Below are 24,221 nucleotides of genomic sequence, written 5' to 3'. Positions count from 1 at the left end.
GGGTGCTATCCGTTTCCGTCGAAGGAGACCAGCAGCTGGCGCAGCAGTCCGCCGAGCCTCCGCTGGTCGGTTCTGCTCATGGATCCCAGGAGATCGGCCTCGGCGTCGATGAGTCGCGTGATCGCCGCGTCGACGCGTGTGCGCCCCTCGTCGGTCAGCGTGACGAGCACGCCGCGCCGATCGGCGGGGTCTGCGGATCTCTCGACGAGGCCGCGCTCGAGCAGACGATCTATGCGATTCGTCATCGTGCCGCTCGAGACGAGCGTCTGCTGCAGCAGCTGCTTGGGACTCAGCCGGAACAGGTCTCCCGAGCGCCGCAGCGCTGACAGGACGTCCCACTCCCACGGTTCGATGTCCGTGCGGCGGAACGCCTCGCGCCGGGCACGATCGAGGTGGTGCGACAGGCGATCGACGCGCGACAGCACCTCCATGGGGGAGAAGTCGAGGTCAGGTCGTTCGGCGCGCCAGGCGCCGACGATCCGGTCGACCTCGTCCTGTTCATTGGCCATCCTCCGATTATCTCGTGTCCGGGGTCGCAGGCGACAATCGTCCGTCGCATGCAAGACTTGTCGGGCGGCCGGATCGGCCGTGGTCCGCCATGGTGTAATGGCAGCACGACGGCCTTTGGAGCCGTGAAGTCCAGGTTCGAGTCCTGGTGGCGGAGCGTGACTGAACACAAGCTGGCAATCGTGATCCTGGCGGCAGGTCAGGGCACCCGCATGAGATCCGCGACGCCGAAGGTGCTGCACCGTCTCGGTGGCCGCACCATGCTCGGACACGTGCTGCGATCGGCCGAGTCGCTCGGATCCGATCTCGTGCGCGTCGTCGTGCGACATGAACGCGAGCAGGTGGCGGCCTCTCTCGAGGACTATCCCGGCGCCGTCGCCGTCGACCAGGACGACGTCCCCGGCACGGGCCGCGCGGCGCAGCTCGGCGTCGACTCGCTCCCCGCCGATTTCGACGGCGACGTCCTCGTGCTCTCGGGCGACGTGCCCCTCATCGAGGTCGAGACCTATCAGTCGCTCCTCGACGAGCACCGCGGACGCTCGGCCGACGCGACCCTCCTCGGCGTCGAGCTCGCGGATCCGCACGGCTACGGCCGGATCCTGCGCGACGGATCCGGAATGGTGCAGGCGATCGTCGAGCAGAAGGACGCGACGGCCGAGGAGGCCGCCGTGACCGAGATCAATTCGGGCGTCTACGTCTTCCGCGCATCCACGCTGCGCGATGCGCTCCGCCGCGTCGGGACGGACAACGCGCAGGGAGAGATGTACCTGACCGACGTCGTCCGCGTGCTGCGCGAGGCGGGAGGCGCCATCGCCGCGCTCGCCGCTCCCGACTCCTCGACCGCGCTCGGCGTCAATGACCGCGTGCAGCTGTCGGAGGCGACGCGGATCCTCAATCAGCGCGTGATCCGCCGCTGGCAGCGAGACGGCGTGACGATCCAGGATCCGCAGACCACCTGGATCGACGACACGGCGACGCTCGCGCCCGACGTCACGGTGCTCCCGAACACCCACATCCTCGGTGCGACCTCGATCGCCGAGGGCGCGACGATCGGACCCGACACCTCGCTCGTCGACAGCGAGGTCGGCGTCGACGCGACGGTGCGCCGCAGCGACGTCACGCTCGCGGTCATCGGAGCGGGGGCCACGGTCGGCCCGTGGGCGTACCTGCGCGCGGGCGCCGAGCTGGGCGACGGGGCGAAGGCCGGTACCTTCGTCGAGGTCAAGAACTCGTCGGTGGGCGCGGGCAGCAAGGTGCCGCACCTCTCGTACGTCGGCGACTCCGAGATCGGCGTCGGCGTCAATCTCGGAGCGGGAGCGATCACGGCGAACTACGACGACGTCGCCAAGCACCGCACCGTCGTCGGCGATCACGTCCACACGGGCTCACATACGGTTCTCATCGCCCCCGTTAGACTGGGCGACGGCGCGAAGACGGGCGCGGGCGCGGTCATCCGGAAGGATGTTCCCGCCGGTGCGCTCGCACTGAGCGTCGCACCCCAGCGCAATCTCACGGGGTGGGTCGAGAAGAACAGAGCGGGTACGGCGGCAGCCGACGCCGCAGAGCGGTCACGAGCCTCAGAGAAAGCGACCGATGGCGAGCAGCAGTAAGAACAAGACGGTTGACCTCGACCTCGAGCGGGGAATCGCTCCGGGCAAGGAGCAGAAGACCCGCAAGCGCATGGTGGTGGTCACCGGACGCTCGCACCCCGAGCTCGCGGCAGATGTCGCCGAGTTCCTCGGCATCGAGCTCGCTCCGACGGAGCACCGCACCTTCGCGTCGGGCGAGATGTACACCCGCTTCGCCGTGTCGATGCGCGGAACCGACGTCTTCCTCGTGCAGTCCTTCGGCGAGAAGATCAACGAGGATCTCATGGAGATGCTCATCATGCTCGACGCGCTCAAGCGCGCGTCGGCCAAGCGCGTCACCGTCGTCGTCCCGTACTACCCGTACTCGCGTCAGGACAAGAAGGGGCGCGGTCGCGAGCCGATCTCGGCTCGTCTGATCACCGACCTGATCTCGACGGCGGGCGCCGACCGCATCATGAGCGTCGACCTGCACGCCTCGCAGATCCAGGGCTTCTTCAACGGGCCGGTCGACCACCTCTTCGCGAAGCCGGTCCTCGAGCGCCACTTCGTCGACACCTTCACCGACGACGAGCGCGAGTCGCTCACCGTGGTCTCACCCGACATGGGCCGCGTGCGCGTCGCCGACATGTGGAGCGACTCGCTCGACGCGCCGCTCGCGATCATCCACAAGCGACGTGACCCGAAGGTCGCCAACCAGGTGTCGGTCCACGAGATCGTCGGATCCGTCGAGGGCCGCACATGCCTCCTCGTCGACGACATGATCGATACGGCCGGCACGATCGTGAAGGCCGCGAAGGCGCTCAAGGCCAACGGCGCGAAGAAGGTCATCGTCGGCGCGACCCACGCCGTGTTCAGCGACCCCGCGAGCGAGCGGCTGCAGGACGACGCGATCGATCGCGTGGTCGTCACCGACACGGTGCCGATCCCCGAGCGCCGTCGCTTCGACTCGCTCACGGTGCTCTCGGCCGCCCCGCTGCTCGCGCGGGCGATCCAGGAGGTCTTCGACGACGGATCCGTCACGAGCATGTTCGACGGCGCCGCCTGACGCGCACACGCTCCGAGAGGGTCGCCCACTGCGTGGTGGACGACCCTTTCGTCGTGTGAGGAGGAGCGTACGCCTGCTCGCGCGGTCTGGCGACGTATGCTCGACGTTTCGCCTGCCGCAGCAGAAGGAGCAGACATGACCCCGGCGGACCTCGCCCCGCAGATGGCATCGCTCGTGGGCACGTGGAGACCGTTCGACGCGTCGGACGAGCGCATGCGCGCCTCCTTCGACCGGCACTTCGCCGGCGGTGCCGGGCCGATGGACCGCGATGCGGGGCCCGATCACGCGACGGCGTCGGCGCTCGTCTTCGATGAGTCGCTCGAGCGCACGCTGCTCGTCTCCCACCGCAAGGGCGGATTCTGGGTGCAGCCGGGAGGGCACCTCGCGCCCGGTGATGCGTCGATCCGCGATGCCGCGCTGCGAGAGCTGCGCGAGGAGACCGGGGCGGCCGCACAGCGCCTGTTGGACGCGTACGACCTCGACCACCATGCGCTGGGGTTCCGGTTCGGACGCTGCGCCTCGCACCTCGACGTCGGCGTCGCCGTGATCGCCGATGCGGAGGACGGGCTCGTTCTCAGCGACGAGTCCGAGGACGTCGCCTGGTTCGCGCTCGATGCGCTCCCGGACGTCCTCGCCGACGGCTGCGAGGCCCGTCTGCGCAGGATGCGTGAGCGGATTCTCTCCACGAGCAACTGACACGGTCACGCCGAGCGTCGCGCCCTGCCGGTTCTGCGCGGCGCGCCGATGTTGATGCCCGCCGACCGGCCGCATCCGGCGATCGGTCTGGACTCCGCATCCCGAAATTCACAGGCGAGACATAACGCGGGCCATAGCGAGTGCATAGGAACCAGCGCACAATGGGTGCCATGACGAACCCCACGGCAGGATCCGCGCTCACCCGCCCCGACGGCACGCCCGTGCGCGTGCTCGTCGTCGACGACGAGCAGATGCTCACGGATCTCCTGTCCATGGCACTGCGCATGGAGGGGTGGGATGTGCGTGCCGCCGCCAGCGGCTACGAGGCGCTCGAGGGCGTCAAGGAGTTCGAGCCCGACGCGCTCGTCCTGGACATCATGATGCCCGACCTCGACGGGATGGCCGTGCTGCAGCGACTGCGCCAGCAGCAGAACCAGGTTCCCGTTCTCTTCCTCACCGCGAAGGATGCCGTCAGCGACCGCGTCGCGGGCCTCACCGCGGGCGGTGATGACTACGTCACGAAGCCGTTCAGCCTCGAGGAGGTCGTCGCGCGGCTGCGGGCGCTCATGCGCCGGTCGGGCACGGCGCTCGCGGCAGAGCCCGAGCCGATCCTGCGCGTCGGCGACCTCAGTCTCAACGAGGACAGCCACGAGGTGATCCGCGACGGCGACGAGATCGAGCTGACCGCGACCGAGTTCGAGCTTCTGCGCTTCCTCATGCGCAATCCCCGCCGTGTCGTGTCGAAGGCGCAGATCCTCGACCGCGTCTGGAACTACGACTTCGGCGGCAGATCGAGCGTCGTCGAGCTGTACATCTCGTACCTCCGCAAGAAGCTCGACGCCGGGCGCGAGCCGCTCATCCACACGGTCCGGGGCGTCGGGTACATGATCAAGGCGCCGCAGTGAGCGCAGATCGCGCGCGCGGTCAGCAGGAGTCGGACGTCCCGAGGAAGGCCGGTCGGCTGTCGCTGCAGTCGCGCCTCATGCTCACCGTCTTCGGGATCGTGGCAGGGATCCTCGTCGTCGTGTCGGTTGCGACGGGCGTGATCCTCAACAACGTGCTGAACGGCCAGGTCGACAGCCGACTGCGCGAGACGGCGAACAGTCTGAGGCCTGCAATCGGCGTGACGATGCTCGACGGCACGGCGGAGGAGCAGCTTGCGAGCGCCCACGCCGGACCCGGCGTGCTGCTCATCATCGACAGTCCGTTCTCCGGCACGTCGGGGGCGGTCGTCGACGGCGCCTATGAGCGTCACGTCCTCACGCCGAGCCAGATCGACCAGGTGCTCTCCGCTCTCGAGGAGGGGGCAGGAGTCGAGACCGTCACGATCTCGGGCCTCGGAACGTACCGCGCCGTCGGCCTGACTCAGGGCGGATCCGGTGACGCCGCGGGTGCCCTCGGCATGTCGACGGCGTCGGAGATGCTGACGATGCGGCAGATGCTGTGGTCGATTGCGCTCGCGACGGTGGGAGGCATGCTCGTCCTCGGCATCGCGACGGGCAGCGTCATCCGACGCGGTCTGCGCCCGCTGCGCGACATCGCGGAGACGGCGACGCGCGTCTCGCAGCAGCGCCTCGACCACGGCGACGTCCGGATCTCGGAACGCGTCCCCGTGGAGCAGGCGTCCGGCGACACGGAGATCGGGCAGGTGGGGAACGCGCTCAACACGCTCCTCGATCACGTGGAGGGATCCCTCGCGGCGCGTCAGCGCAATGAGGACACGATGCGGCGATTCGTCGCCGACGCCAGTCACGAACTGCGCACGCCGCTCGCGTCGATCCGGGGATACAGCGAGCTCACCCTGCGCGATCAGGCGCTCGGCGAGACCAGTCGGCAGTCGATCGCGCGGATCGAGGCCCAGTCGCAGCGCATGACGGGCCTCGTCGAAGACCTCCTGCTGCTCGCGCGCCTCGACGAGGGGCACGAGCTCGTCTACGACGCGGTCGACCTGAACGAGCTCGTCGTCGAAGCCGTCGCCGACCAGGCGATGGCGGGGATGGAGCACGACTGGGGCGCCGACGTCGGGGAGGAGCCCGTGCTCGTCGCCGGCGACCGCGCGCGCCTCACGCAGGTCATCACGAACCTCCTCGCGAACGCGCGCACGCACACGCCGGAGGGAAGCGAGGTGACGGTCTCGCTGCGCACCGAGGGGGAGGGATCCGCGACCCGCGCGATCCTGCAGGTGCACGACACGGGTCCCGGCATCGACCCGGCGCTGCAGCGGACGCTGTTCACCCGCTTCGCACGCGGCGACTCGAGTCGCGCGCGGAAGACGGGAGGATCCGGTCTCGGCCTCTCGATCGCCCGCGCGATCATCGAGGCGCACCACGGCACGATCGGCGTCGAGAGCGAACCCGGTTCCACGACGTTCACGGTGTCTCTTCCCGCCAAGCCGGCGTCGACCTGACGCGGATCCGTCGTCTGGCGCGACGTGCTTCGTGGTGCGGCACCGCGGGCCGTCCCCGCGCAGACGACGGCGCCCGCCTGCCGGAGCAGTCGGGCGCCGTCGTCTCTCAGCTGCGTGTCAGTGCGTGTCCTCGGCCTCGATCTCGGTCCGGTCGCCCGACCACAGCGTGTGGAAGGTGCCCTCCTTGTCGACGCGCCGGTAGGTGTGTGCGCCGAAGAAGTCGCGCTGACCCTGCACGAGGGCGGCGGGCAGGCGGTCGGCCCGGATCCCGTCGTAGTACGCGAGCGACGAGCTGAACGCCGGGCTGGGGATCCCCGCCTGCGTCGCGGCGACGACGACGCGACGCCACGCGGCCTGGCCGCGCGCGAGCGCGTCGGCGAAGTAGGGCGCCGTCGCGAGCACGGGCAGGTCGGCCTGAGCGGCGTAGGCATCGGCGATCCGGTTGAGGAACTGCGCACGGATGATGCAGCCCTCGCGCCAGATCTTCGACACGGCGCCGAGGTCGATCGTCCAGCCGTACTCGGCGGCGCCCGCGCGGATCTCGTCGAAGCCCTGCGAGTAGGCGATGATCTTCGAAGCGAACAGGGCCTGACGCACGTCCTCGATGAACGCGTCGGCATCGGCGACCTCGAAGGGCTCCTCGGGACCGGGAAGCGCGCCGGCGACGGCACGCTGCTCGGGGTGCGACGACAGCGAGCGAGCGAACGTCGCCTCGGCGATCCCCGAGACCGGGACGCCGAGCGCGAGCGCCGTCTGCACCGTCCAGGCGCCCGTGCCCTTCGCGCCGGCCTGGTCGAGGATCACATCGACGAGCGGCTTGCCGGTCTCGGCATCGACCTGGCGGAGCACCTCGGCCGTGATCTCGATCAGGTACGACTCGAGCTCGCCCGCATTCCACTCGGCGAAGACGTCGGCGATCTGAGCGGGGGTCTTGCCGGTGCCGCGGCGGATGAGGTCGTAGGCCTCGGCGATGAGCTGCATGTCCGCGTACTCGATGCCGTTGTGCACCATCTTGACGAAGTGCCCCGCACCGTCGTGTCCGACGTGCGTCACGCAGGGCTCGCCGTCCTCCGCGATCGCCGCGATCGACTTCAGGATCGGTCCGAGGGTGACCCACGACTCGTCGGATCCCCCGGGCATGATCGAGGGGCCGTTGAGCGCGCCCTCCTCGCCGCCGGAGATGCCGGCGCCGACGAAGTTGATCCCCGTGTCGCGGACCGCCTTCTCGCGTCGGATCGTGTCGGGGAAGTAGGCGTTGCCGCCGTCGACGATGATGTCGCCGGGCTCGAACACCTTGACCAGCTCGTCGATGACGGCGTCGGTGCCGCGGCCCGCTTTGACCATGATGATCGCGGTGCGGGGCTTCGAGAGCGTCGCCGCGAACTCCTCATACGAGAAGGCGGGGAGGAAGCCCGCTTCGGGGTGCTCAGCGACGAGGGCGTCGGTCTTCTCGCGGCTGCGGTTGTAGACCGCGACCGTGTTGCCCTCGCGGCTGGCCAGGTTGCGGGCCAGGTTCGAGCCCATCACGGCGAGGCCGACGACCCCGATGTTGGCTGCGGCAGCGTTCACGCACGACTCCTTCAAGAGGGGGATCAGGATTTCCCCCAGGCTAGCCCGTTCGCGGTCACGCCGATGTCGCGCGTGACGTGAGGAGTCGGAAACGCCGGAGTCAGTCGTCGTAGGACGCCTGACGGCCCATCGTGAACATCGCACCGACGAAGCTCACGGTGGTGACGGCGGCGAGGGCGGCGATGACGAGTCCGACGATGTGCGATGCGTCCATGCGCGAGGGCTCCTTGCAGAGGGAGGAAATGGGGGTCCGCGCGTCATTCGCGCACGAGATTCCACTCTATCCGAGTGATCAGGTACGATGGACCGCGACCTCGGCGAGGGAGGGGCGTCACGCGCCTCCGTTATCGACGCGGTGAAGTGACCCGGTTTCGGAGCTCTCCTCACGCGATGCGTTCGAGTCGAGAACACACATCCATCCACACGGCTCACCTCATCGCCGTGTGTACCCCGACAGGAGTCACCATGAGCGACCAGAACACGCTGGCCGTCGAGACGCGCACCGAGTTCGGCAAGGGCTTCGCCCGCCGTCTGCGCGCCGCCGGCAAGATCCCCGCCGTCCTCTACGGCCACGGTGCCGACGTGCAGCACCTCGCGCTGCCGGGTCACGAGACGAGCCTCATCGTCCGTCACGCGAACGCCATCATCGACCTCGACATCGAGGGCCAGAAGCAGCTCGCGCTCGTCAAGGACGTGCAGCGCGACCCGGTCCGCCAGATCATCGAGCACATCGACCTCATCGCCGTCAAGCGCGGCGAGAAGATGACGATCGACGTGCCGTACGTCACCGAGGGCGAGTCGTTCCCCGGCACGATCTCGACGCTCAGCGCGACGGCGATCACCGTCGAGGCTGAGGCGATGAACATCCCCGAGCACATCGTGATCGACATCACGGGTCTCGAGGACGGCGACCTCGTCTTCGCGAAGGACGTCAAGCTCCCCGCCGGCGTCACGCTCGCCGACGACCCCGACCTGCTCGTGGTCGGCATCTCGACGCCGAACCAGTCGACTGACGCCGAAGACGCCGAGACCGCTGAGGCCGCAGCTGAGGCGAACGCCGCGGAGGCGGCCGAGTAATCACTCGGATATCGTTCGAAGGGGCGCGGGAGACCGCGCCCCTTCGTCGTGTGTTCACCCAAGGAGCAGAGGCATGGCCGACACCTGGCTCGTGATGGGACTCGGCAATCCGGGTCCGCGATACGAGAAGACGCGTCACAACGTCGGCCAGATGGTCGTCGACGAGATCGCGCACCGCCGCGGCGACTCGTGGAAGCAGCACCGGGCAGGGGCGCGCGTCGTCGAGACGTGGCTGCGCCCCGGCGGCCCGAAGCTCGTGCTTGCGAAGTCGAACGGCTACATGAACACCTCGGGCGGCCCCGCGGCGGGGCTCGCGTCGTACTATTCGACGGCGCCGGAACGCGTCATCGTCGTGCACGACGAGCTCGACATCCCGTTCGATGCCCTGAAGCTCAAGACCGGCGGCGGACACGGCGGGCACAACGGGATCCGCGACATCGCCAAGGCGCTCGACACCCCGGATTTCGTGCGCGTGCGCGTCGGCATCGGGCGTCCTCCCGGCCGGCAGGATCCGGCCGACTGGGTGCTGAGCGAGTTCGGCTCCGCGGAGCGGAAGAACCTTCCGATCCTCCTTGCGGACGCGGCCGATGCCGTCGAGATGATCGCCGACGACGGCCTCGTGGCCGCCCAGCAGAGGGTGCACGCGCCGCGCGCGTGACCAGCGTCAGCCGAAGAAGGGCACGAGCCCGAGCAGTCCGGCGACGAGGGCCTCCTGCGTGACCCACGTCAGCGGCATCCAGGCGATGCACGCGATGCCGATCGCGATCGCGCCCCAGAGGCGCCCGCGATCGATGGCCACGGCGACGATGCCCTGGACGAGCGCCCACAGAGCGAGCAGGGCGTGGATGAGCCACGCGGCGAGCAGCCAGATGCCCGAGAAGGCGACCGACCACACGCTCTCCCAGACCTGCGCCTCGGTCTCGCGGATGAGATCCGGGTAGTCGGTCAGGCGCAGGGCGCGCGCGATCGACAGTCCCGCGACCCAGATCGCGATGCCACCGAGGACGAGTGACGCGATCGATGCGATGAAGGCGACGAGGCCCACGCCGCGTCGTCGGGAGGCAGCGGACGGCGGAACGGGGGCGACGGTCACGACGACAGACTACGAGACGCGCCCTCAGGCGTGCCCTCGTACACTGGTGCGGTGACAGTTTCCGGGATCGTCCGCGCCCTCGACACGTCCGAGTCGTTCCGGGAGGCACTGCAGGCGTCGTCGGTCGATGCCGACCTCTCGCTCGTCGACGGCCTGGACGCGCCCGCCCTCGCGGCGCTCCTCGATCGCCGTCGGGCGGCGGGCCGCCCCGCCGTGCTCGTCGCGGTCGCGCCGACCGGGCGACGTGCCGAGGCGCTGGCGGCCGCGCTGCGGTCGTTCGCTCCCGACGCCGACGTGCGCGACCTGCCCGCGTGGGAGACGCTGCCGCACGAGCGGCTCAGCCCGAGCCCCGAGACGGTCGGCCGCCGCCTTGAGACGCTGCGTGCGATGTCCACGTGGCAGGGCGAGACGCCGCTGATCGTGACGGCCTCGATCCGCGCGGCGATCCAGCCGATCGTGTCGGGTCTGGCCGCAGCGGATCCCGTGACGCTGCGCGTCGGCGGGCGCACGCACTGGCTCGAGGAGGTCGTCGAGCGGCTCGTCGAGCTCGCGTACCACCGGGTCGACATGGTCTCGCGCCGCGGCGAGTTCGCGGTGCGAGGCGGCATCCTCGATGTCTTCCCCCCGACGGCGGATCACCCGTATCGCGTCGAGTTCTTCGGCGACGAGGTCGACCAGATCCGGCAGTTCTCGGTCGCTGACCAGCGCTCCGTCCCCGGCGAGATCGACGTCATCGAGCTCATGCCGAGTCGCGAGCTGCTGCTCACGCCCGCCGTGCGCCAGCGCGCCCGTGAGCTGCAGGGGGAGTATCCCGGGCTCGGCCAGATGCTCGAGAAGATGGCAGAGGGGATCCCGGCCGAGGGTATGGAGTCGCTCTCGAACCTCGTCGCGGGCCCCCTCGTGTCGTTCGTCGACTACCTGCCGGAGGGATCCACGGTCGCGCTCGTCGACCCGGAGCGCGCCGTGTCCCGCGCGATCAGCCTCTCGGAGACGAACGCGGAATTCCTCGAGGCCGCGTGGAATGCCGCGACGGCAGGGGGAGACGCGCCCGTCGACCTCACGTCGAGCGGGTTCTTCGCCCTCTCCGAGCTGCGGGCGCGTGTGCACGACAGCCGCGGCGTGTGGTGGACGCTGAGTCCGTTCGATTCGGGGCTCGGCGAGATCGACGCCGAGCTCGCCGAGGCCGGGGAGGAGCTGGTGTCGGACGGCGACGCGTCGACGCGCATCGCCGGCGACGGCATCCCGTCCTTCCAGGGCAGCGTCGACGGCGCTGTCGAGCACGTGGAGCGGCTGATGAAGGACGGCTGGGCGGTCGTGCTCGCGGCGACGGGGATCGGTCTCGTCGACCGGGCACGCGACGTCCTGAGCGACCGGGGGCTCGCGGCCCGCGTCGTCGAAACCCTCGAGGAGGCTCCGGAGCACGGTGTGGCGACGCTCGTGCAGGCGCCCATCGAGCGCGGGTTCAGCATCCCGGCCGCACGGCTCGCGGTCCTCACCGACTCCGAGTTCTATGGCCGCACGATCGGCGGCGACGCCCAGGTCGTCAAGAAGCTCGCCTCTCGGCGGCGCAACGTCGTGGATCCACTGCAGCTGAAGCCCGGTGATCCCGTGGTGCACGCGACGCACGGCATCGGCCGGTTCGTCGAGATGCTCAAGCGCGAGGTGTCGACCGGCGGCCGCAACGCGCAGAAGACGGAGCGCGACTACGTCGTGCTCGAATACGCGCCCTCGAAGCGCGGCTACCCCGGCGACAAGCTGCACGTCCCCACCGATCAGCTCGATCTCCTGTCGAAGTACGTCGGGGGCGAGAATCCGCAGCTGTCGAAGATGGGCGGGTCCGACTGGTCGCAGGCCAAGTCGAAGGCGCGCCGGGCGGTCCGCGACATCGCGGTCGAGCTCGTGAAGCTCTACTCGGCCCGCATGGCGTCGAAGGGCCATGCGTTCGGGCCGGACACACCCTGGCAGCGCGAGCTCGAGGAGGCGTTCCCGTTCGCGGAGACGCCCGACCAGCTCCAGACGATCGACGAGATCAAGCGGGACATGGAGAGCCCCGTCCCGATGGACCGGCTCCTGTCGGGCGATGTCGGCTTCGGCAAGACCGAGGTCGCCGTGCGCGCGGCCTTCAAGGCGATCCAGGACGGCACCCAGGTGGCGATGCTCGTGCCGACGACGCTGCTCGTGAAGCAGCACCTCGACACGTTCGCGGAGCGGTTCGCCGGGTTCCCCGTCCAGGTGCGGGCGCTCAGCCGCTTCCAGACGGACAAGCAGGCGCGGGACACGATCGCGGGTCTCGCGGACGGCACGGTCGACATGGTCATCGGAACGCACCGGATCCTCACCGAGTCGGTCGTGTTCAAGAATCTCGGGCTCATGATCATCGACGAGGAGCAGCGCTTCGGCGTCGAGCACAAGGATGCGCTCAAGAAGCTCAAGACGAACGTGGACATCCTCGCGATGAGCGCCACGCCCATCCCGCGCACGCTCGAGATGGCGGTGACGGGGATTCGCGAGATGTCGACGCTCGCGACGCCGCCCGAGGAGCGCCACCCGATTCTGTCGTATGTCGGGCCCTCGAACGACAAGCAGATCGCCGCCGCCATCCGGCGCGAGATGCTGCGCGAGGGGCAGGTCTTCTTCGTGCACAACCGCGTCACCAGCATTCAGCGCGTCGCGAAGCACCTCTCCGACCTCGTTCCCGATGCGCGCATCGCCGTCGCGCACGGGAAGATGGGCGAGAACCAGCTCGAGCAGGTCGTCGACGACTTCTGGGAGCGCAAGTTCGACGTGCTCGTGTCGACGACGATCATCGAGACGGGCATCGACATCCAGAACGCGAACACGATCATCATCGATCGCGCCGACAAGTACGGCCTGGCCCAGCTGCATCAGCTGCGCGGTCGCGTCGGTCGCGGTCGCGAGCGCGCCTACGCCTACTTCGTCTACGACGAGAACAAGCCGCTCAGCGAGACGGCGGCGGACCGCCTCGAGACGATCGCCGTCCACAACGACCTCGGCAGCGGCACCCAGGTCGCGATGAAGGACCTCGAGCTCCGCGGCGCCGGCAACCTCCTGGGCGCCGAGCAGGCGGGCCACATCGCGGGCGTCGGCTTCGACCTGTACCTGCGCATGATCGGCGAGGCCGTCAGCGAGTTCCGGGGAGAGCAGAGCGACGGACCCGTCGAGCTGCGCCTCGAGCTGCCGATCGAGGCGCGGATCCCCGATCACTACATCGACAGCGAGCGGCTGCGCCTCGAGGCGTATCAGAAGCTGTCGGCGGCTGCGACAGCGCACGCGGAGGGCGACGCGATCGACCGCGTCGTCGAGGAGCTGGTCGACCGATACGGCGAGCTGCCGGAGGAGGTCACGGGGCTCGTGTCGGTCGCCAGGCTGCGGCGCCGGGCCGCGCAGTCGAACCTCTCCGACATCGTCGCGATGGGCAGGAACCTGCGCGTCGCACCGGCGCGGCTGCCGGATTCGATCGGCGTGCGCCTGAAGCGTCTCTACCCGGGGGCGAAGGTGATCGGCGGCGCAGACGCGCTCGTCGTGCCCCTCCCGCAGGCCGGGGGAGACGCGATCGACGACGAGGGGCTGCTGGCGTGGGTGCGTCAGCTGCTCGACGCGATCTTCCCCCTCCCGAAGGCCACCGACACGGCGCCCCCGTCTGACGGCGGGTCGTCAGACGCGACGCGATAGGCTGGATGACTGGTGTGCCGGGAAGTCTGGTCGGCGTCGCGTGCTCCCTGGCACGCGGACCATTTCCGACCGGAAAGGATTCGATGAAACTCCTCCGCTCCGAGCGATTCCCCGCCTTCCTCCTGCTGGGCGCCGCCGCATTGGGCCTCGTCGTCGCGAACCTGCCCTTCGGGCACGACGTCATCGACTGGAGCCACCTGCACATCGGCCCCGCGGCGATCGGCCTCGATCTGTCGATCTCGCACTGGGTCGCCGACTTCCTGCTCGCGATCTTCTTCTTCGGCGTCGCCGTGGAGCTCCAGTTCGAGCTCACGCGCGGGCAGCTGAACAGCATCTCGAAGGCGATGCGCCCCGCGATCGCGGCGGCGGGCGGCGTGATCGTGCCGATCATCGCGTACCTCCTCATCGCCGGCGGCCCTGAGACGGCGGACGGCTGGCCCATCCCCACCGCGACCGACATCGCGTTCGCGCTCGGCGTTCTCGCGATGTTCGGCAAGGGCCTCCCTACGAAGGTCCGCGTGTTCCTCCTCGCGCTTGCGATCATCGACGACATCGTCGGGATCCTCTTCATCGCGTTCCTGTTCACCAGCGATCTCGACCTGGTCAGCCTCTTCATCGGGCTCGCCCTCGTTGCGGCCTTCGGCGTGCTGAGTCGGTTCCGCAGCCGCAGCAACACGGCGGTCGTCGTGCCCCTCATGATCGTCATCGCGCTCGTGGCGTGGGCGTTCATCTTCCTCGCGGGGATCCACGCGACCCTCGCCGGTGTCATGCTCGGCCTCGTCATCCGTCAGGACGAGGGCATGCACGCGCGCCACGCACTCGAGCCGTGGATCAACGGTCTCATCCTGCCGATCTTCGCCTTCTTCTCCGCGCTGGTCGCGATCCCGCAGGTCGCCCTCGACGAGCTGTCGCCCGCGCTCTGGGGCATCGTCGTCGCCCTCCCAGTCGGCAAGATCATCGGCATCACGCTGTTCGGCTGGCTGTCGATGTTCATCGGCCGGAAGAAGGGCGAGAAGCCGCAGATGAGCGTGGCAGACATCCTGCCGGCGGCCGCGCTCGGCGGCATCGGCTTCACGGTGTCGCTGCTGCTGTCGCGCCTCGCGTTCTCCGACAACGTCGTAGCCGACGAAGCGGTCCTCGGCGTGCTCATCGGCTCGCTGATCTCGCTCGTGGTGTCCGCCGTGCTGCTGTCGCGGCGCGCTGCGCACTACCGCAAGCTGGGCACGCCGGTCGAGCCGGACCCGTCGCAGCACTGACGCGGTCCGCGAAGGGGCCGTCCGCGGATTCGTCCGCGGGCGGCCCCTTCTGCGTATGCGGGCAGAATGGATCCGTGACGGATCGAGGAGACGAGCTGCTGCGCGCAGCCGAGGTGATGCACAGGGCCCACGACACGTGCGTGTGGTCGCAGCAGATGACGCACGAGGCGCTCGTGCCGTATCTCGTCGAGGAGGCGGCGGAGGTGGTCGACGCCGTCGAGACGGGCAGCCGAGCGCATCTCCGCGAGGAGCTCGGAGACCTCCTCTGGCAGGTGCTGTTCCATGCCCAGATCGCGTCGACGCACCCCGACGACCCGTTCGACCTCGACGATGTCGCGCGCGTGCTCTCGGACAAGATGGTCCGACGTCATCCGCACGTGTTCGCGGGCGAGACTGCGGAGACGCCCGAGCGCGTGCTCGAGCTGTGGAACGCGGCGAAGGCGGAGGAGAAGCGCGAACGGCGGTCGGTGCTCGACGGGGTGCCCTCAGGAATGCCGTCGCTCGCGCTTGCGCAGAAGGTGCTCGCGAAGGGAGAGGCGGTCGGCGTCGGCGAGGAGTTCATCGAGGCGATCGCCGCCGCCGAGGCGATCGCGCAGGCTGAGGGATTCGACGCGACGCCGCAGAGCGAGGAGGAGCTCGGCGACACGATTCTCGGGCTCGTCGCCGTGGCGCGCGCGAAGGGATGGGATGCCGAGCGCGCCCTGCGCACGCGGATCCGCTCCCTCTCCGAAGAGATCCACGCGAGCGAAGTGGAAGAATAGAATCCCTATGGCAACCGTGAACCCGCCGCGCGGAATGCGCGACTTCCTCCCCGCTGACAAGTCCCGCCGCGAGCGTGTGCTCGCCGTCATCCGCGAGCGCTACCGCGCGCACGGCTTCGACGAGATCGAGACGCCGGTCATGGAGGAGTATGCGCGACTGCACGCGGGCGTGGGAGGCGACAACGAGAAGCTCGCCTTCAACGTCATGAAGCGGGGCCTCGACCCCGAGCAGGTGCGCGACAGCGCCGACGATCCCGCCGGCCTCGCCGACCTCGGCCTCCGCTACGACCTCACCGTGCCGCTGTCGCGCTTCTACGCGAGTCACCGCGGCGAGCTGCCCGCGGTCTTCCGCTCCGTGCAGATCGCGCCCGTGTGGCGCGCCGAGCGCCCCCAGAAGGGGCGCTACCGCCAGTTCATGCAGTGCGACATCGACATCATGGGCGATGCGACGAGCCGGGCGGAGTCCGAGCTCATCACGGCGACGCTCGACGTGCTCGACGCGCTGGGGCTCGCCGGCGCGAGCGTGCGGATCAACGATCGCCGCGCGCTCGTCGCGATGCTCGACGCCTTCGGATTCGCCGAGGACGAGCGCGCCGGCGTCCTCATCACGATCGACAAGCTCGACAAGATCGGCGCGGCGGGCGTCGCCGCCGAGCTGCGTGAACGGGGGGCGGAGGAGCGGGCCGTCGCCGCCTTCGAGACCTTCCTCGGCGGCCTCTCGGAGTCGTCCGAGCCGTTCGGATCCGCGCAGGTCCGCTCGCAGCTCCCGGCCGGCGTCCCCGATGAGATCGTCGAGCACCTCGTCGGCATCGGCGACGCCGTGCAGGCGGCGCGCGGCGGAGCCGAGACGCCGCTGCAGTTCGATCCGTTCCTCGTGCGCGGCATGGGCTATTACACCGGCACGATCTTCGAGATCGCCCACCCGTCGGTGTCGTACTCGCTCGGCGGCGGTGGGCGCTACGACGGCATGATCGGGCGCCTCCTCGGCCAGGACGTCCCCGCGGTCGGGTTCTCGATCGGCTTCGAGCGCATCGTGGATCTCGTCGAGGTCGCCGAGGAGGACGCGGCGCGCTCCGTCGTGCTGGTGCACGACAAGGACGTGCCGCTCGCGGAGCTTCTCGCTCACAAGGCGGCGCTCGTCGCGGACGGTGCGCGCGTGCGTCTCTCGACGCGCACCAAGAACTTCAAGAACCTGCTGGCCCAGGCTGAGGCCGATGGGTACGCGTCGTTCGCGACGGTCGCGGCAGGCCAGGCGGAGCTCGAGCTCAAGCCGCTCGGCTGACGGGCTCGCGGTTCCGCGCACGGGGAGCGCTCTCGGCGAACGCTGGGTGAACGTCGCGGCCGCGGCGCGTGGCGCGGGGGGCCGATCTCAGCCGAGTCGATACGCTCGCAGCATGTCGTCCTCCGCGGGGCTCGCCCGCCGTCTCGGGCTCGTCGACGCGGTCGCGATCGGACTCGGATCGATGATCGGCGCGGGCGTGTTCGCCGCCTTCGCGCCGGCCGCGGCCGCGGCCGGGTCCGGGCTTCTCGTGGGTCTCGTCCTCGCCGCGTTCATCGCGTTCTGCAACGCGACGAGCTCGGCGCAGCTCGCGGCCGTGCATCCTGTCGCGGGCGGCACGTATGCGTACGGGCGCGCAGAGCTGGGCGCGTGGTGGGGCTACGTCGCGGGCTGGTGCTTCCTCATCGGCAAGACCGCGAGCTGCGCGGCCATGGCGCTCGTCTTCGCGGCCTACGCCGCCCCGGGCTTCGAACGTCCGGTCGCGATCGCGGCGGTCGCCGCGCTCACGATCGTCAACCTGCTGGGGGTCACGCGCACGGCCCTGGCGACCAAGATCATCGTCGTCCTCGTGCTGCTCTCGCTGGTTTTCGTCGCGGCGTCGGGAGCGGTGGCGGCGCCCGCGGGGGAGGGGATCCTCGGCGAGGGGGTCCTCGTCCACGGCTGGTACGGGATCCTGCAGTCGGCCGGTCTGCTGTTCTTCGCCTTCGCGGGCTACGCGCGCATCGCGACGATGGGCGAGGAGGTCCGGGAGTCGTCGCGCACGATCCCGCGCGCGATCGTCCTTGCGTTCGCGGGCGCCGTCGTCGTCTACGGCGTCATCGCCCTGACGACGCTCCACGTGCTCGGGCCCACGGCGACGGCCGCCTCGGCGGCGCCGCTCGCCGACGTCGTGGTCGCTGCGGGATGGGGATGGGGAGAGCCGATCGTGCGCGTGGGCGCCGCGTGCGCCGCCCTCGGCGCACTCCTCGCCCTGATCGCGGGGATCGGCCGCACGAGCCTCGCGATGGCGCGCGAGGACGACCTGCCCCGGTTCTTCACGCGGATCCACCCCCGCACGCAGGTGCCGCATCGCGCCGAGATCGCCGTCGCCCTGGCGATCATCGCGGTGATCGCCATCGTCGACCTGCGCGGGGCGATCGGGTTCTCGTCGTTCGGCGTGCTGCTGTACTACTTCGTCGCGAATGTCTCGGCCCTTCGTCAGGGCGCCGCCGTCCGGCGCTACCCGCGTTGGCTGCAGGTCGCGGGCGCGATCGGGTGCGTCGCCCTCGTTGCGACGCTGCCGTGGCCGGCGGTCGTCGGCGGCGTCATCGTCGTCGCTCTCGGGGTCGGGGCGCGGAGCATTCGCCTCGTGCTCGAACGGCGGTCGGTGTGACCTGGCAGGATCGATTCCATGACGGTGATCCATTCCGCGCAGCTCGTGAGCGGCGGAGAGACGACGCACGATGCGTGGGTGCGCTTCGAGGGCGGTCGCGTCGCGGCCACCGGCGTGGGGAGCTCATGGCGCGAATGCACCTCGCCGGCTGACGAGATCGTCGACGCGGCGGGGCGGATCCTCGCGCCGGGATTCATCGATCTCCACTGCCATGGCGGCGGCGGAGCGTCCTTCGACGGCGGATCCGGCGCGATCCGCACGGCCCTCGCCGCGCACCGCGCGCACGGAACGACGCGCAGCGTGCTGTCGCTCGTCACAGCCGCCGTCACCGACCTCTCGCGTCAGCTCGACACGATCGCGACGATCGCGGAGACGGATCCGCTCGTCCTCGGCGCTCATCTCGAGGGTCCCTTCCTCGACGTCGCACACAAGGGGGCGCATGACGCCGCCCTCCTGCGCGACCCGGCGCGTCACGACGTCGATGCGCTCGTCGACGCCGCGCGCGGACGTCTCGTGCAGATCACGCTCGCGCCCGAGCGGCCGGGCGCCCTCGACGCGATCGACCGGCTCGTGGCGGCCGGCGTGCGTGTGGCCGTCGGGCACACGGCGGCCGACTACGCGCAGACGCGCGACGCCTTCGACCGCGGCGCATCGATCCTCACGCACGCATTCAACGCGATGGACGGGATCCACCATCGCGCGCCCGGCCCCGTCGGCGCCGCGCTGCGAGCCGGCGGCGTCACGCTCGAGCTCATCGACGACGGCGTGCACGTGCACTCTGCGGTCGCGCGGATGGCCTTCGACGCGGCTCCGGGGCGCGTCGCGCTCGTGTCCGACGCCATGGGCGCCGCTGCAGCGCCCGACGGAGACTACGTGCTCGGATCGCTCGCCGTGACGGTCGCGGGCGGCGTCGCGCGCCTCGCGGGCGACGGCGCGATCGCCGGGTCGACGCTCACGCTCGATCACGCGCTGCGGCGCGCGGTCGTCGACGACGGCGTGCCCCTCGCGGCCGCGGTCGACGCTCTCACGCGCGTCCCTGCCCGCGCGATCGGGCGCGGCGGCGATCTGGGCGTGCTCGAGGCCGGGTACGCGGCCGATGCCGTGCTGCTGACGCACGCGTACGAGGTGGTCGGCGTGTGGGGAGCCGGAGAGCCGCTCGCGTCGCACGCACGCGGCTGACGATCAGCCCCTCCCGGGCCGGGATCAGTCGTTCGGCGTGTCGACCGTGACGACGTCGGCCGACGTGCCGGAAGGATCCGCGTCCCACAGGGCCGCGACGTGCGCGGCGACGGTCTCCTCGAGGCCGGACAGGGCGCGCACTCGAAAGATGGTGCACGCGCCCGTCTGCTCGCGGCTCGCGTCGCGGGCGGACTTCGAGAACCCGTGCGCGACGGCGTGGATCCAGGTCTCCGTCGCGGCCTTCATCGCCGCGTAGTTCGCGCCTCCGGCGAGGGGGTGGGCCACGGCAGTCGAGGAGACGACGGCGACGCGTGCACTCGGCGACGCATCGAGCAGCGGCCACGCGGCGCGACAGGTGTGCCGCACGGCGGTGAGAGCGACCTCGAGCGCGGCCCAGTCGTCGTCGGACTGGCCGGGGATCCCGCCCCCGCCGCGCCACCCGCCGACGAGCGGGATGAGCCCGTCGAGTCGGCCGATGCGCTCGAACGCATGGTCCACCGCTCGCGCATCGGCGAGGTCGACGCACATCGTCTCGAATCCCTCGGCGCCGAACGGCTCGAGCTTCGTCGCGCTCCGCCCCGCAACGGTGACCCGCGCTCCGGTCGTACGAAGCGCTCGCGCCGTCGCCCAGCCGATGTCCGACGTGCCGCCGGCGAGCAGCACATGACGTCCCGTCGTCGCCTCCCTGCCTGTCATGCTCGCTCCTGTCCTCGATGCGTTGTGGGCCATCCTGCCCCAGCGGAGACGCCCCCGACAGGGGGAGCCGGCGCGGGCGCAGGTGTCGCCCGCCGTGGCGTTCCCCATAGACTGGCGGTCGGGCTGAGACGCCCGACAACGTCCACTTCAAAGGAGTTCATTCCGTGGCACAGATCGAAGCAGTAGGCGCACGCGAGATCCTGGATTCGCGCGGCAATCCCACCGTCGAGGTCGAGGTGCTCCTCGACGACGGAATCGTGCAGCGGGCGGCTGTGCCGTCGGGTGCGTCGACGGGTGCGTTCGAGGCGTATGAGCTGCGGGACGGCGACAAGGGTCGCTACAGCGGCAAGGGCGTGCTTCAGGCCGTCGAGAGCGTCGTCGACGAGCTCGGGCCGGCGATCGAGGGCCTCGACGCGACCGACCAGCGTCTCGTCGACCAGGTGCTGAACGAGGTCGACGGCACGCCCAACAAGAAGCGCGTGGGCGCAAACGCGATCCTCGGCGTGAGCCTCGCCGTCGCGAAGGCCGCCGCCGACAGCGCCGATCTCCCGCTCTACCGCTACGTCGGCGGTGCGAACGCGCACGTCCTGCCGGTTCCGGCGCTCAACGTCATCAACGGCGGCGAGCACGCCGACAACGGCATCGACATGCAGGAGTTCTTCCTCGTGCCGCACGGAGCCGAGTCGTTCCGCGAGTCGCTCCGCTGGGGCGCCGAGACCTACCACGTCCTCAAGAAGGAGCTGCTCGCGGGCGGCTTCGCCACGGGCCTCGGCGACGAGGGCGGTTTCGCTCCCGACCTTCCCAGCAACCGCGAGGCGCTCGACTTCCTCATGTCGGCGATCGAGAAGGCCGGCTTCACGCCGGGCACCGACATCGCGGTGGGCCTCGACGTCGCGTCGACCGAGTTCTTCCAGGACGGCGTCTACAAGTTCGAGGGCAAGGACTGGACGGCCGAGCAGCTGTCGGGCTACTACGAGGAGTTGCTCGCGAACTACCCGCTCGTCACGATCGAAGACGCTCTCGCCGAGGACGACTGGGAGGGCTGGGCTGCTCTCACCGCGCGCATCGGCGACAAGGTGCAGCTCGTCGGCGACGACCTGTTCGTCACGAACCCCGAGCGCCTCAAGCGGGGCATCGATCAGGGCGTCGCGAACTCGCTGCTCGTCAAGGTCAACCAGATCGGCACGCTCACCGAGACGCTCGATGCCGTGTCGATGGCGCACAGTGCCCGCTACACGGCGATGATGTCGCACCGGTCCGGCGAGACCGAGGACGTCACGATCGCCGATCTCGCGGTCGCGGTGAACTGCGGTCAGATCAAGTCGGGCGCGCCCGCTCGCAGCGATCGCGTCGCGAAGTACAATCAGCTTCTGCGCATCGAAGAAGAGCTCGGCGACGCGGCGACCTTCGCGGGTCGCGGCGCCTACCCGCGCTACCAGGGCTGAGCCCGCAGACACGTCACGAGAGAGGGAGTCGCATGGCACGATCGGCGGCTCCCTCTCCGCGTTCCCGGCGCCCTCCGGGTGAGGCGGATCCCGGAAGCGGCGTCGACGTGCGCGACTGGCTGGGCGGGATCCGACTGTCCGGTTTCGCTGTGATCATGCTCGGCCTCGTCGTGCTCGCGGCGTTCGTCCTCGTGCCGTCGGCGTCCAGCTACATCGACATGCGCCAGCAGATCGCGCAGGCGGAGTCGGGCGTGCAGATGACCGAGGCCGAGATCACCGAGCTCGAGCGCGAGCGCGACCGATGGCAGGATCCCGCGTTCATCATGAGCCAGGCGCGGGAGCGCCTGTACTACGTCAAGCCCGGCGAGGTCGTCTTCCTGATCGATGACGATGTGGCGCGCGACGAGGTCGAGACGGAGCCCGCGCCGGTCGAGGCCGAGGTGTCCGAGCGAGACCACGACTGGATGGGCGTGATGCTGCGTTCGGTCGTGAGCGCGGGCCTCGCGGAGCAGGCGACGTCAGGTGCCGGCGGAGACGTGTTCCAGCCCACGCCGACGCCCGCAGACGGCGACGCAGAATAACGATTCCTCACGAGTCGCTGGATGCGGCCGCTTCGTGCGCTGGTTTGTCAGGGGTCGTCGGTAGCCTCATCGCGTGACCACTCCTCCCTTCGACCCCGTCCGCCCTGCCGAACTCCGCGTGCTCAGCGCGCAGCTCGGTCGCGAGGTGCGCGGCGTCGTCGGAATCGCCGCGCGCTGCGCGTGCGGCAATCCCACGGTCGTCTCGACCGCGCCGCGCCTCCCGCAGGGCACGCCGTTCCCCACGTTCTATTACCTCACCCACCCTGCGGCGACGGCCGAGATGTCGCGCCTCGAGGCCGGCCAGCTCATGGTCGAGTTCACCGAGCTCCTCGACTCCGATGACGGCGTGCGCGCCGACTACCTGCGGGCGCACGAGGCCTACCTGTCCGATCGCGCGCAGTACGGCGAGGTCACCGAGGTCGAGGGCATCTCGGCTGGCGGTATGCCGACGCGCATCAAATGCCTGCACGCACTCGCCGGTCACGCCCTCGCGGCGGGCCCCGGTGTCAACCCGATCGGCGATCTCGCCCTCAAGCGGTCGCAGTGGTCGCCCGAGCGCTGCGCATGCGACGACCCGGGCGCGGCGCTGCGCCGGGATGAGCCCACCGCCGAATGACAACCGCCGCACGTCGACCGACCCGCGTGGTGCTCGCCGCGCTGGCGGTCGTGTGCGCGCTCATCGCGATGCCGCTCTCGGCAACGGCCGCGACGGGGCCGAGCGAGTCGCCGACCCCGTCGACGACGCCGACCCCCGAGCCGGAGGACCCGACCCGCGCGGCCGAGTACTGGCTCGAGCAGTACGGCATCACCGATGCGTGGGACGAGACGCGCGGCAAGGGGGCGACGATCGCGGTGATCGACAGCGGAGTCGCAGCCGACATCGAGGAGCTCGAGGGCGCCGTCGCGAACGGCACCGATGTCTCGGGCGTCGGCACCCCCGACGGGCGCACGCCGCTCGGCAGCGACGTCCACACGCGCAGCCACGGCACCTGGGTCGCGTCGCTCGCCGCGGCACGCGGGCTCGGTGCCGACGAGGGCATGATCGGTGTCGCGCCCCGGGCGAATCTCCTGTCGGTGTCGCTCGGCTTCGGCGCCGTCAGCGAAGTGCCGTTCTCTGAGCAGGTCGCCGATGCGATGAAGTGGTCGGTCGACAACGGCGCCGACATCATCAACCTCTCGTTCACGACCAATCAGACGGCATGGGACGAGAACTGGGACGAGGCCTTCCTCTACGCCTTCGAACACGACGTCGTCGTGATCGTCGCGGCGGGGAATCGCGCGAGCGGCACGACGATGGTGGGCGCGCCGGCGACGATCCCCGGCGTCCTCGTGGTGGGCGGAGTCCATCCGTCGGGCTCGGCGAGCCATGACGCCTCGACGCAGGGCGTGACGATCGGCGTCTCGGCTCCCAGCGAGCAGCTCCTCGGGATCGGGCCGACGGGAGCCGTCGAGGAATGGCGCGGCACGAGCGGCGCGGCGCCCATCGTGGCGGGCGTCGCGGCGCTCGTGCGGTCGGCGCACCCCGGACTCGACGCGAACAACGTCATCAATCGCATCGTGCAGACGGCTGACCCCGCTCCTTCGCAGCAGGGAGACAGAGACCCGATCTTCGGCTTCGGCATCATCGACGCCGACGAGGCGGTCACGGGCGACGTCGGGCTGGTCGCCGAGAACCCCATGGGCGATCTGAAGGAGTGGATCCGACTCAATCGCGGATCCGACGATCCGTCACAGGTCGACACCGGCGCATCGCCGACCCCCGAGCCGATCGAGCTCCCCGCGCTGCCCCCACCCGACCCGCCGGCGGAAGCGAGCAACCCGCTGGCGCCGTCGCCCGATAGCCTGAGGGAAGTCACCCTGCCGCTCGTCGCAGTCAGCGCCGCTGGTATCCTTATCCTGCTCGGCGTCGTCGCTGTGTCTCGGCGCATCCGCTCGGCTCGCGAATCTCGCGATTCGGGCTCCTGACAATTCCAAGG

21 protein-coding genes and 1 tRNA gene are annotated in these 24,221 nt (G+C 70.1%); 18 read left to right on the top strand and 4 right to left on the bottom strand.

Annotation, left to right across the window (positions count from 1 at the left end; all coding sequences use genetic code 11):
• Positions 1–5: 5 nt before the first annotated feature.
• A complete protein-coding gene (locus KOL93_RS10495; RefSeq protein ID WP_221585303.1) occupies positions 6–509 on the bottom strand; it encodes a MarR family winged helix-turn-helix transcriptional regulator in 504 nt (167 codons plus the stop codon).
• 83 nt (positions 510–592) lie between these two features.
• Here KOL93_RS10495 and KOL93_RS10490 point away from each other — a divergent pair.
• The 6 genes from KOL93_RS10490 to KOL93_RS10465 all read left to right on the top strand — a co-directional run bounded on the left by KOL93_RS10490 (position 593) and on the right by KOL93_RS10465 (position 6,244).
• Positions 593–664, top strand: a tRNA-Gln gene (locus KOL93_RS10490).
• Position 665: 1 nt separating this feature from the next.
• Entirely contained in the window at positions 666–2,117 is a 1,452-nt protein-coding gene (glmU, locus tag KOL93_RS10485; RefSeq protein WP_221585302.1) for a bifunctional UDP-N-acetylglucosamine diphosphorylase/glucosamine-1-phosphate N-acetyltransferase GlmU, read from the top strand.
• Positions 2,101–3,141: a ribose-phosphate diphosphokinase gene (locus KOL93_RS10480; RefSeq protein WP_221585301.1), complete on the top strand. Its 1,041-nt coding sequence runs from the start codon at positions 2,101–2,103 to the stop codon at positions 3,139–3,141. The genes glmU and KOL93_RS10480 overlap by 17 nt, the downstream gene beginning before the upstream one ends.
• A gap of 135 nt (positions 3,142–3,276) precedes the next feature.
• Positions 3,277–3,837 carry an NUDIX hydrolase gene (locus tag KOL93_RS10475; protein ID WP_221585300.1) on the top strand — a complete coding sequence of 187 codons (561 nt, stop codon included), beginning with the start codon at positions 3,277–3,279 and terminating at the stop codon, positions 3,835–3,837.
• 170 nt (positions 3,838–4,007) lie between these two features.
• Positions 4,008–4,742 carry a response regulator transcription factor gene (locus tag KOL93_RS10470; RefSeq protein ID WP_221585299.1) on the top strand — a complete coding sequence of 245 codons (735 nt, stop codon included), beginning with the start codon at positions 4,008–4,010 and terminating at the stop codon, positions 4,740–4,742.
• Positions 4,739–6,244: a sensor histidine kinase gene (locus KOL93_RS10465; RefSeq protein ID WP_308291615.1), complete on the top strand. Its 1,506-nt coding sequence runs from the start codon at positions 4,739–4,741 to the stop codon at positions 6,242–6,244. Before KOL93_RS10470 ends, KOL93_RS10465 begins: the two co-directional genes overlap by 4 nt.
• A 117-nt stretch (positions 6,245–6,361) precedes the next feature.
• Here KOL93_RS10465 and gndA read toward each other — a convergent pair whose 3' ends face one another.
• The gene (gene gndA / locus KOL93_RS10460; RefSeq protein WP_221585298.1) at positions 6,362–7,813 is read right to left on the bottom strand and encodes an NADP-dependent phosphogluconate dehydrogenase; all 1,452 of its coding nucleotides are present in this window, start codon (positions 7,811–7,813) and stop codon (positions 6,362–6,364) included.
• Positions 7,814–8,278: 465 nt separating this feature from the next.
• Here gndA and KOL93_RS10455 point away from each other — a divergent pair, with 465 nt between their 5' ends.
• A complete protein-coding gene (locus KOL93_RS10455) occupies positions 8,279–8,890 on the top strand; it encodes a 50S ribosomal protein L25/general stress protein Ctc (protein ID WP_221585297.1) in 612 nt (203 codons plus the stop codon).
• A gap of 73 nt (positions 8,891–8,963) precedes the next feature.
• Complete coding sequence (gene pth / locus KOL93_RS10450; protein WP_221585296.1) at positions 8,964–9,548, top strand: aminoacyl-tRNA hydrolase; 585 nt, start codon at positions 8,964–8,966, stop codon at positions 9,546–9,548.
• A 6-nt stretch (positions 9,549–9,554) separates the two neighbouring features.
• Here pth and KOL93_RS10445 read toward each other — a convergent pair whose 3' ends face one another.
• Positions 9,555–9,983, bottom strand: coding sequence for a hypothetical protein (locus KOL93_RS10445; RefSeq protein ID WP_221585295.1), 429 nt, complete (start codon positions 9,981–9,983; stop codon positions 9,555–9,557).
• 51 nt (positions 9,984–10,034) lie between these two features.
• Between KOL93_RS10445 and mfd the strand changes: the two genes are divergently transcribed.
• The 6 genes from mfd to nagA all read left to right on the top strand — a co-directional run bounded on the left by mfd (position 10,035) and on the right by nagA (position 19,523).
• The gene (mfd, locus tag KOL93_RS10440; protein WP_221585294.1) at positions 10,035–13,676 is read left to right on the top strand and encodes a transcription-repair coupling factor; all 3,642 of its coding nucleotides are present in this window, start codon (positions 10,035–10,037) and stop codon (positions 13,674–13,676) included.
• Between the two features lie 83 nt (positions 13,677–13,759).
• Positions 13,760–14,932 (top strand): Na+/H+ antiporter NhaA, encoded by a 1,173-nt coding sequence (locus KOL93_RS10435; RefSeq protein ID WP_221585293.1) that lies wholly within the window; start codon positions 13,760–13,762, stop codon positions 14,930–14,932.
• A gap of 116 nt (positions 14,933–15,048) precedes the next feature.
• Positions 15,049–15,693 carry a nucleoside triphosphate pyrophosphohydrolase gene (locus KOL93_RS10430; RefSeq protein WP_221585608.1) on the top strand — a complete coding sequence of 215 codons (645 nt, stop codon included), beginning with the start codon at positions 15,049–15,051 and terminating at the stop codon, positions 15,691–15,693.
• Between the two features lie 7 nt (positions 15,694–15,700).
• On the top strand, positions 15,701–16,975 hold the full coding sequence (gene hisS / locus KOL93_RS10425; protein WP_260406462.1) for a histidine--tRNA ligase: 1,275 nt from the start codon (positions 15,701–15,703) through the stop codon (positions 16,973–16,975).
• Between the two features lie 112 nt (positions 16,976–17,087).
• Positions 17,088–18,344 (top strand): APC family permease, encoded by a 1,257-nt coding sequence (locus tag KOL93_RS10420; RefSeq protein ID WP_221585292.1) that lies wholly within the window; start codon positions 17,088–17,090, stop codon positions 18,342–18,344.
• 18 nt (positions 18,345–18,362) lie between these two features.
• Positions 18,363–19,523, top strand: coding sequence for an N-acetylglucosamine-6-phosphate deacetylase (gene nagA / locus KOL93_RS10415; protein WP_221585291.1), 1,161 nt, complete (start codon positions 18,363–18,365; stop codon positions 19,521–19,523).
• Positions 19,524–19,547: 24 nt separating this feature from the next.
• Here the strand turns inward: nagA and KOL93_RS10410 are convergent, their stop codons facing one another.
• Complete coding sequence (locus KOL93_RS10410) at positions 19,548–20,219, bottom strand: SDR family oxidoreductase (RefSeq protein ID WP_221585290.1); 672 nt, start codon at positions 20,217–20,219, stop codon at positions 19,548–19,550.
• Positions 20,220–20,383: 164 nt separating this feature from the next.
• Here KOL93_RS10410 and eno point away from each other — a divergent pair, with 164 nt between their 5' ends.
• The 4 genes from eno (at position 20,384) to KOL93_RS10390 (ending at position 24,210) form a co-directional block, all read left to right on the top strand.
• Positions 20,384–21,664, top strand: a complete 1,281-nt coding sequence (eno, locus tag KOL93_RS10405; protein WP_221585289.1) for a phosphopyruvate hydratase — start codon at positions 20,384–20,386, stop codon at positions 21,662–21,664.
• A 32-nt stretch (positions 21,665–21,696) separates the two neighbouring features.
• Positions 21,697–22,245, top strand: a complete 549-nt coding sequence (locus KOL93_RS10400) for an FtsB family cell division protein (protein ID WP_221585288.1) — start codon at positions 21,697–21,699, stop codon at positions 22,243–22,245.
• A 73-nt stretch (positions 22,246–22,318) separates the two neighbouring features.
• Complete coding sequence (locus KOL93_RS10395) at positions 22,319–22,861, top strand: DUF501 domain-containing protein (RefSeq protein WP_221585287.1); 543 nt, start codon at positions 22,319–22,321, stop codon at positions 22,859–22,861.
• The gene (locus KOL93_RS10390; protein WP_221585286.1) at positions 22,858–24,210 is read left to right on the top strand and encodes a S8 family peptidase; all 1,353 of its coding nucleotides are present in this window, start codon (positions 22,858–22,860) and stop codon (positions 24,208–24,210) included. Before KOL93_RS10395 ends, KOL93_RS10390 begins: the two co-directional genes overlap by 4 nt.
• Positions 24,211–24,221 lie beyond the last annotated feature (11 nt).

It is taken from the genome of Microbacterium salitolerans (assembly GCF_019720895.1).
In the GTDB taxonomy this organism is placed as follows: Bacteria; Actinomycetota; Actinomycetes; order Actinomycetales; family Microbacteriaceae; genus Microbacterium.
The sequence above is the reverse complement of the archived record's forward strand: the minus strand, read 5'-3'. Positions and strand labels throughout refer to the sequence as shown.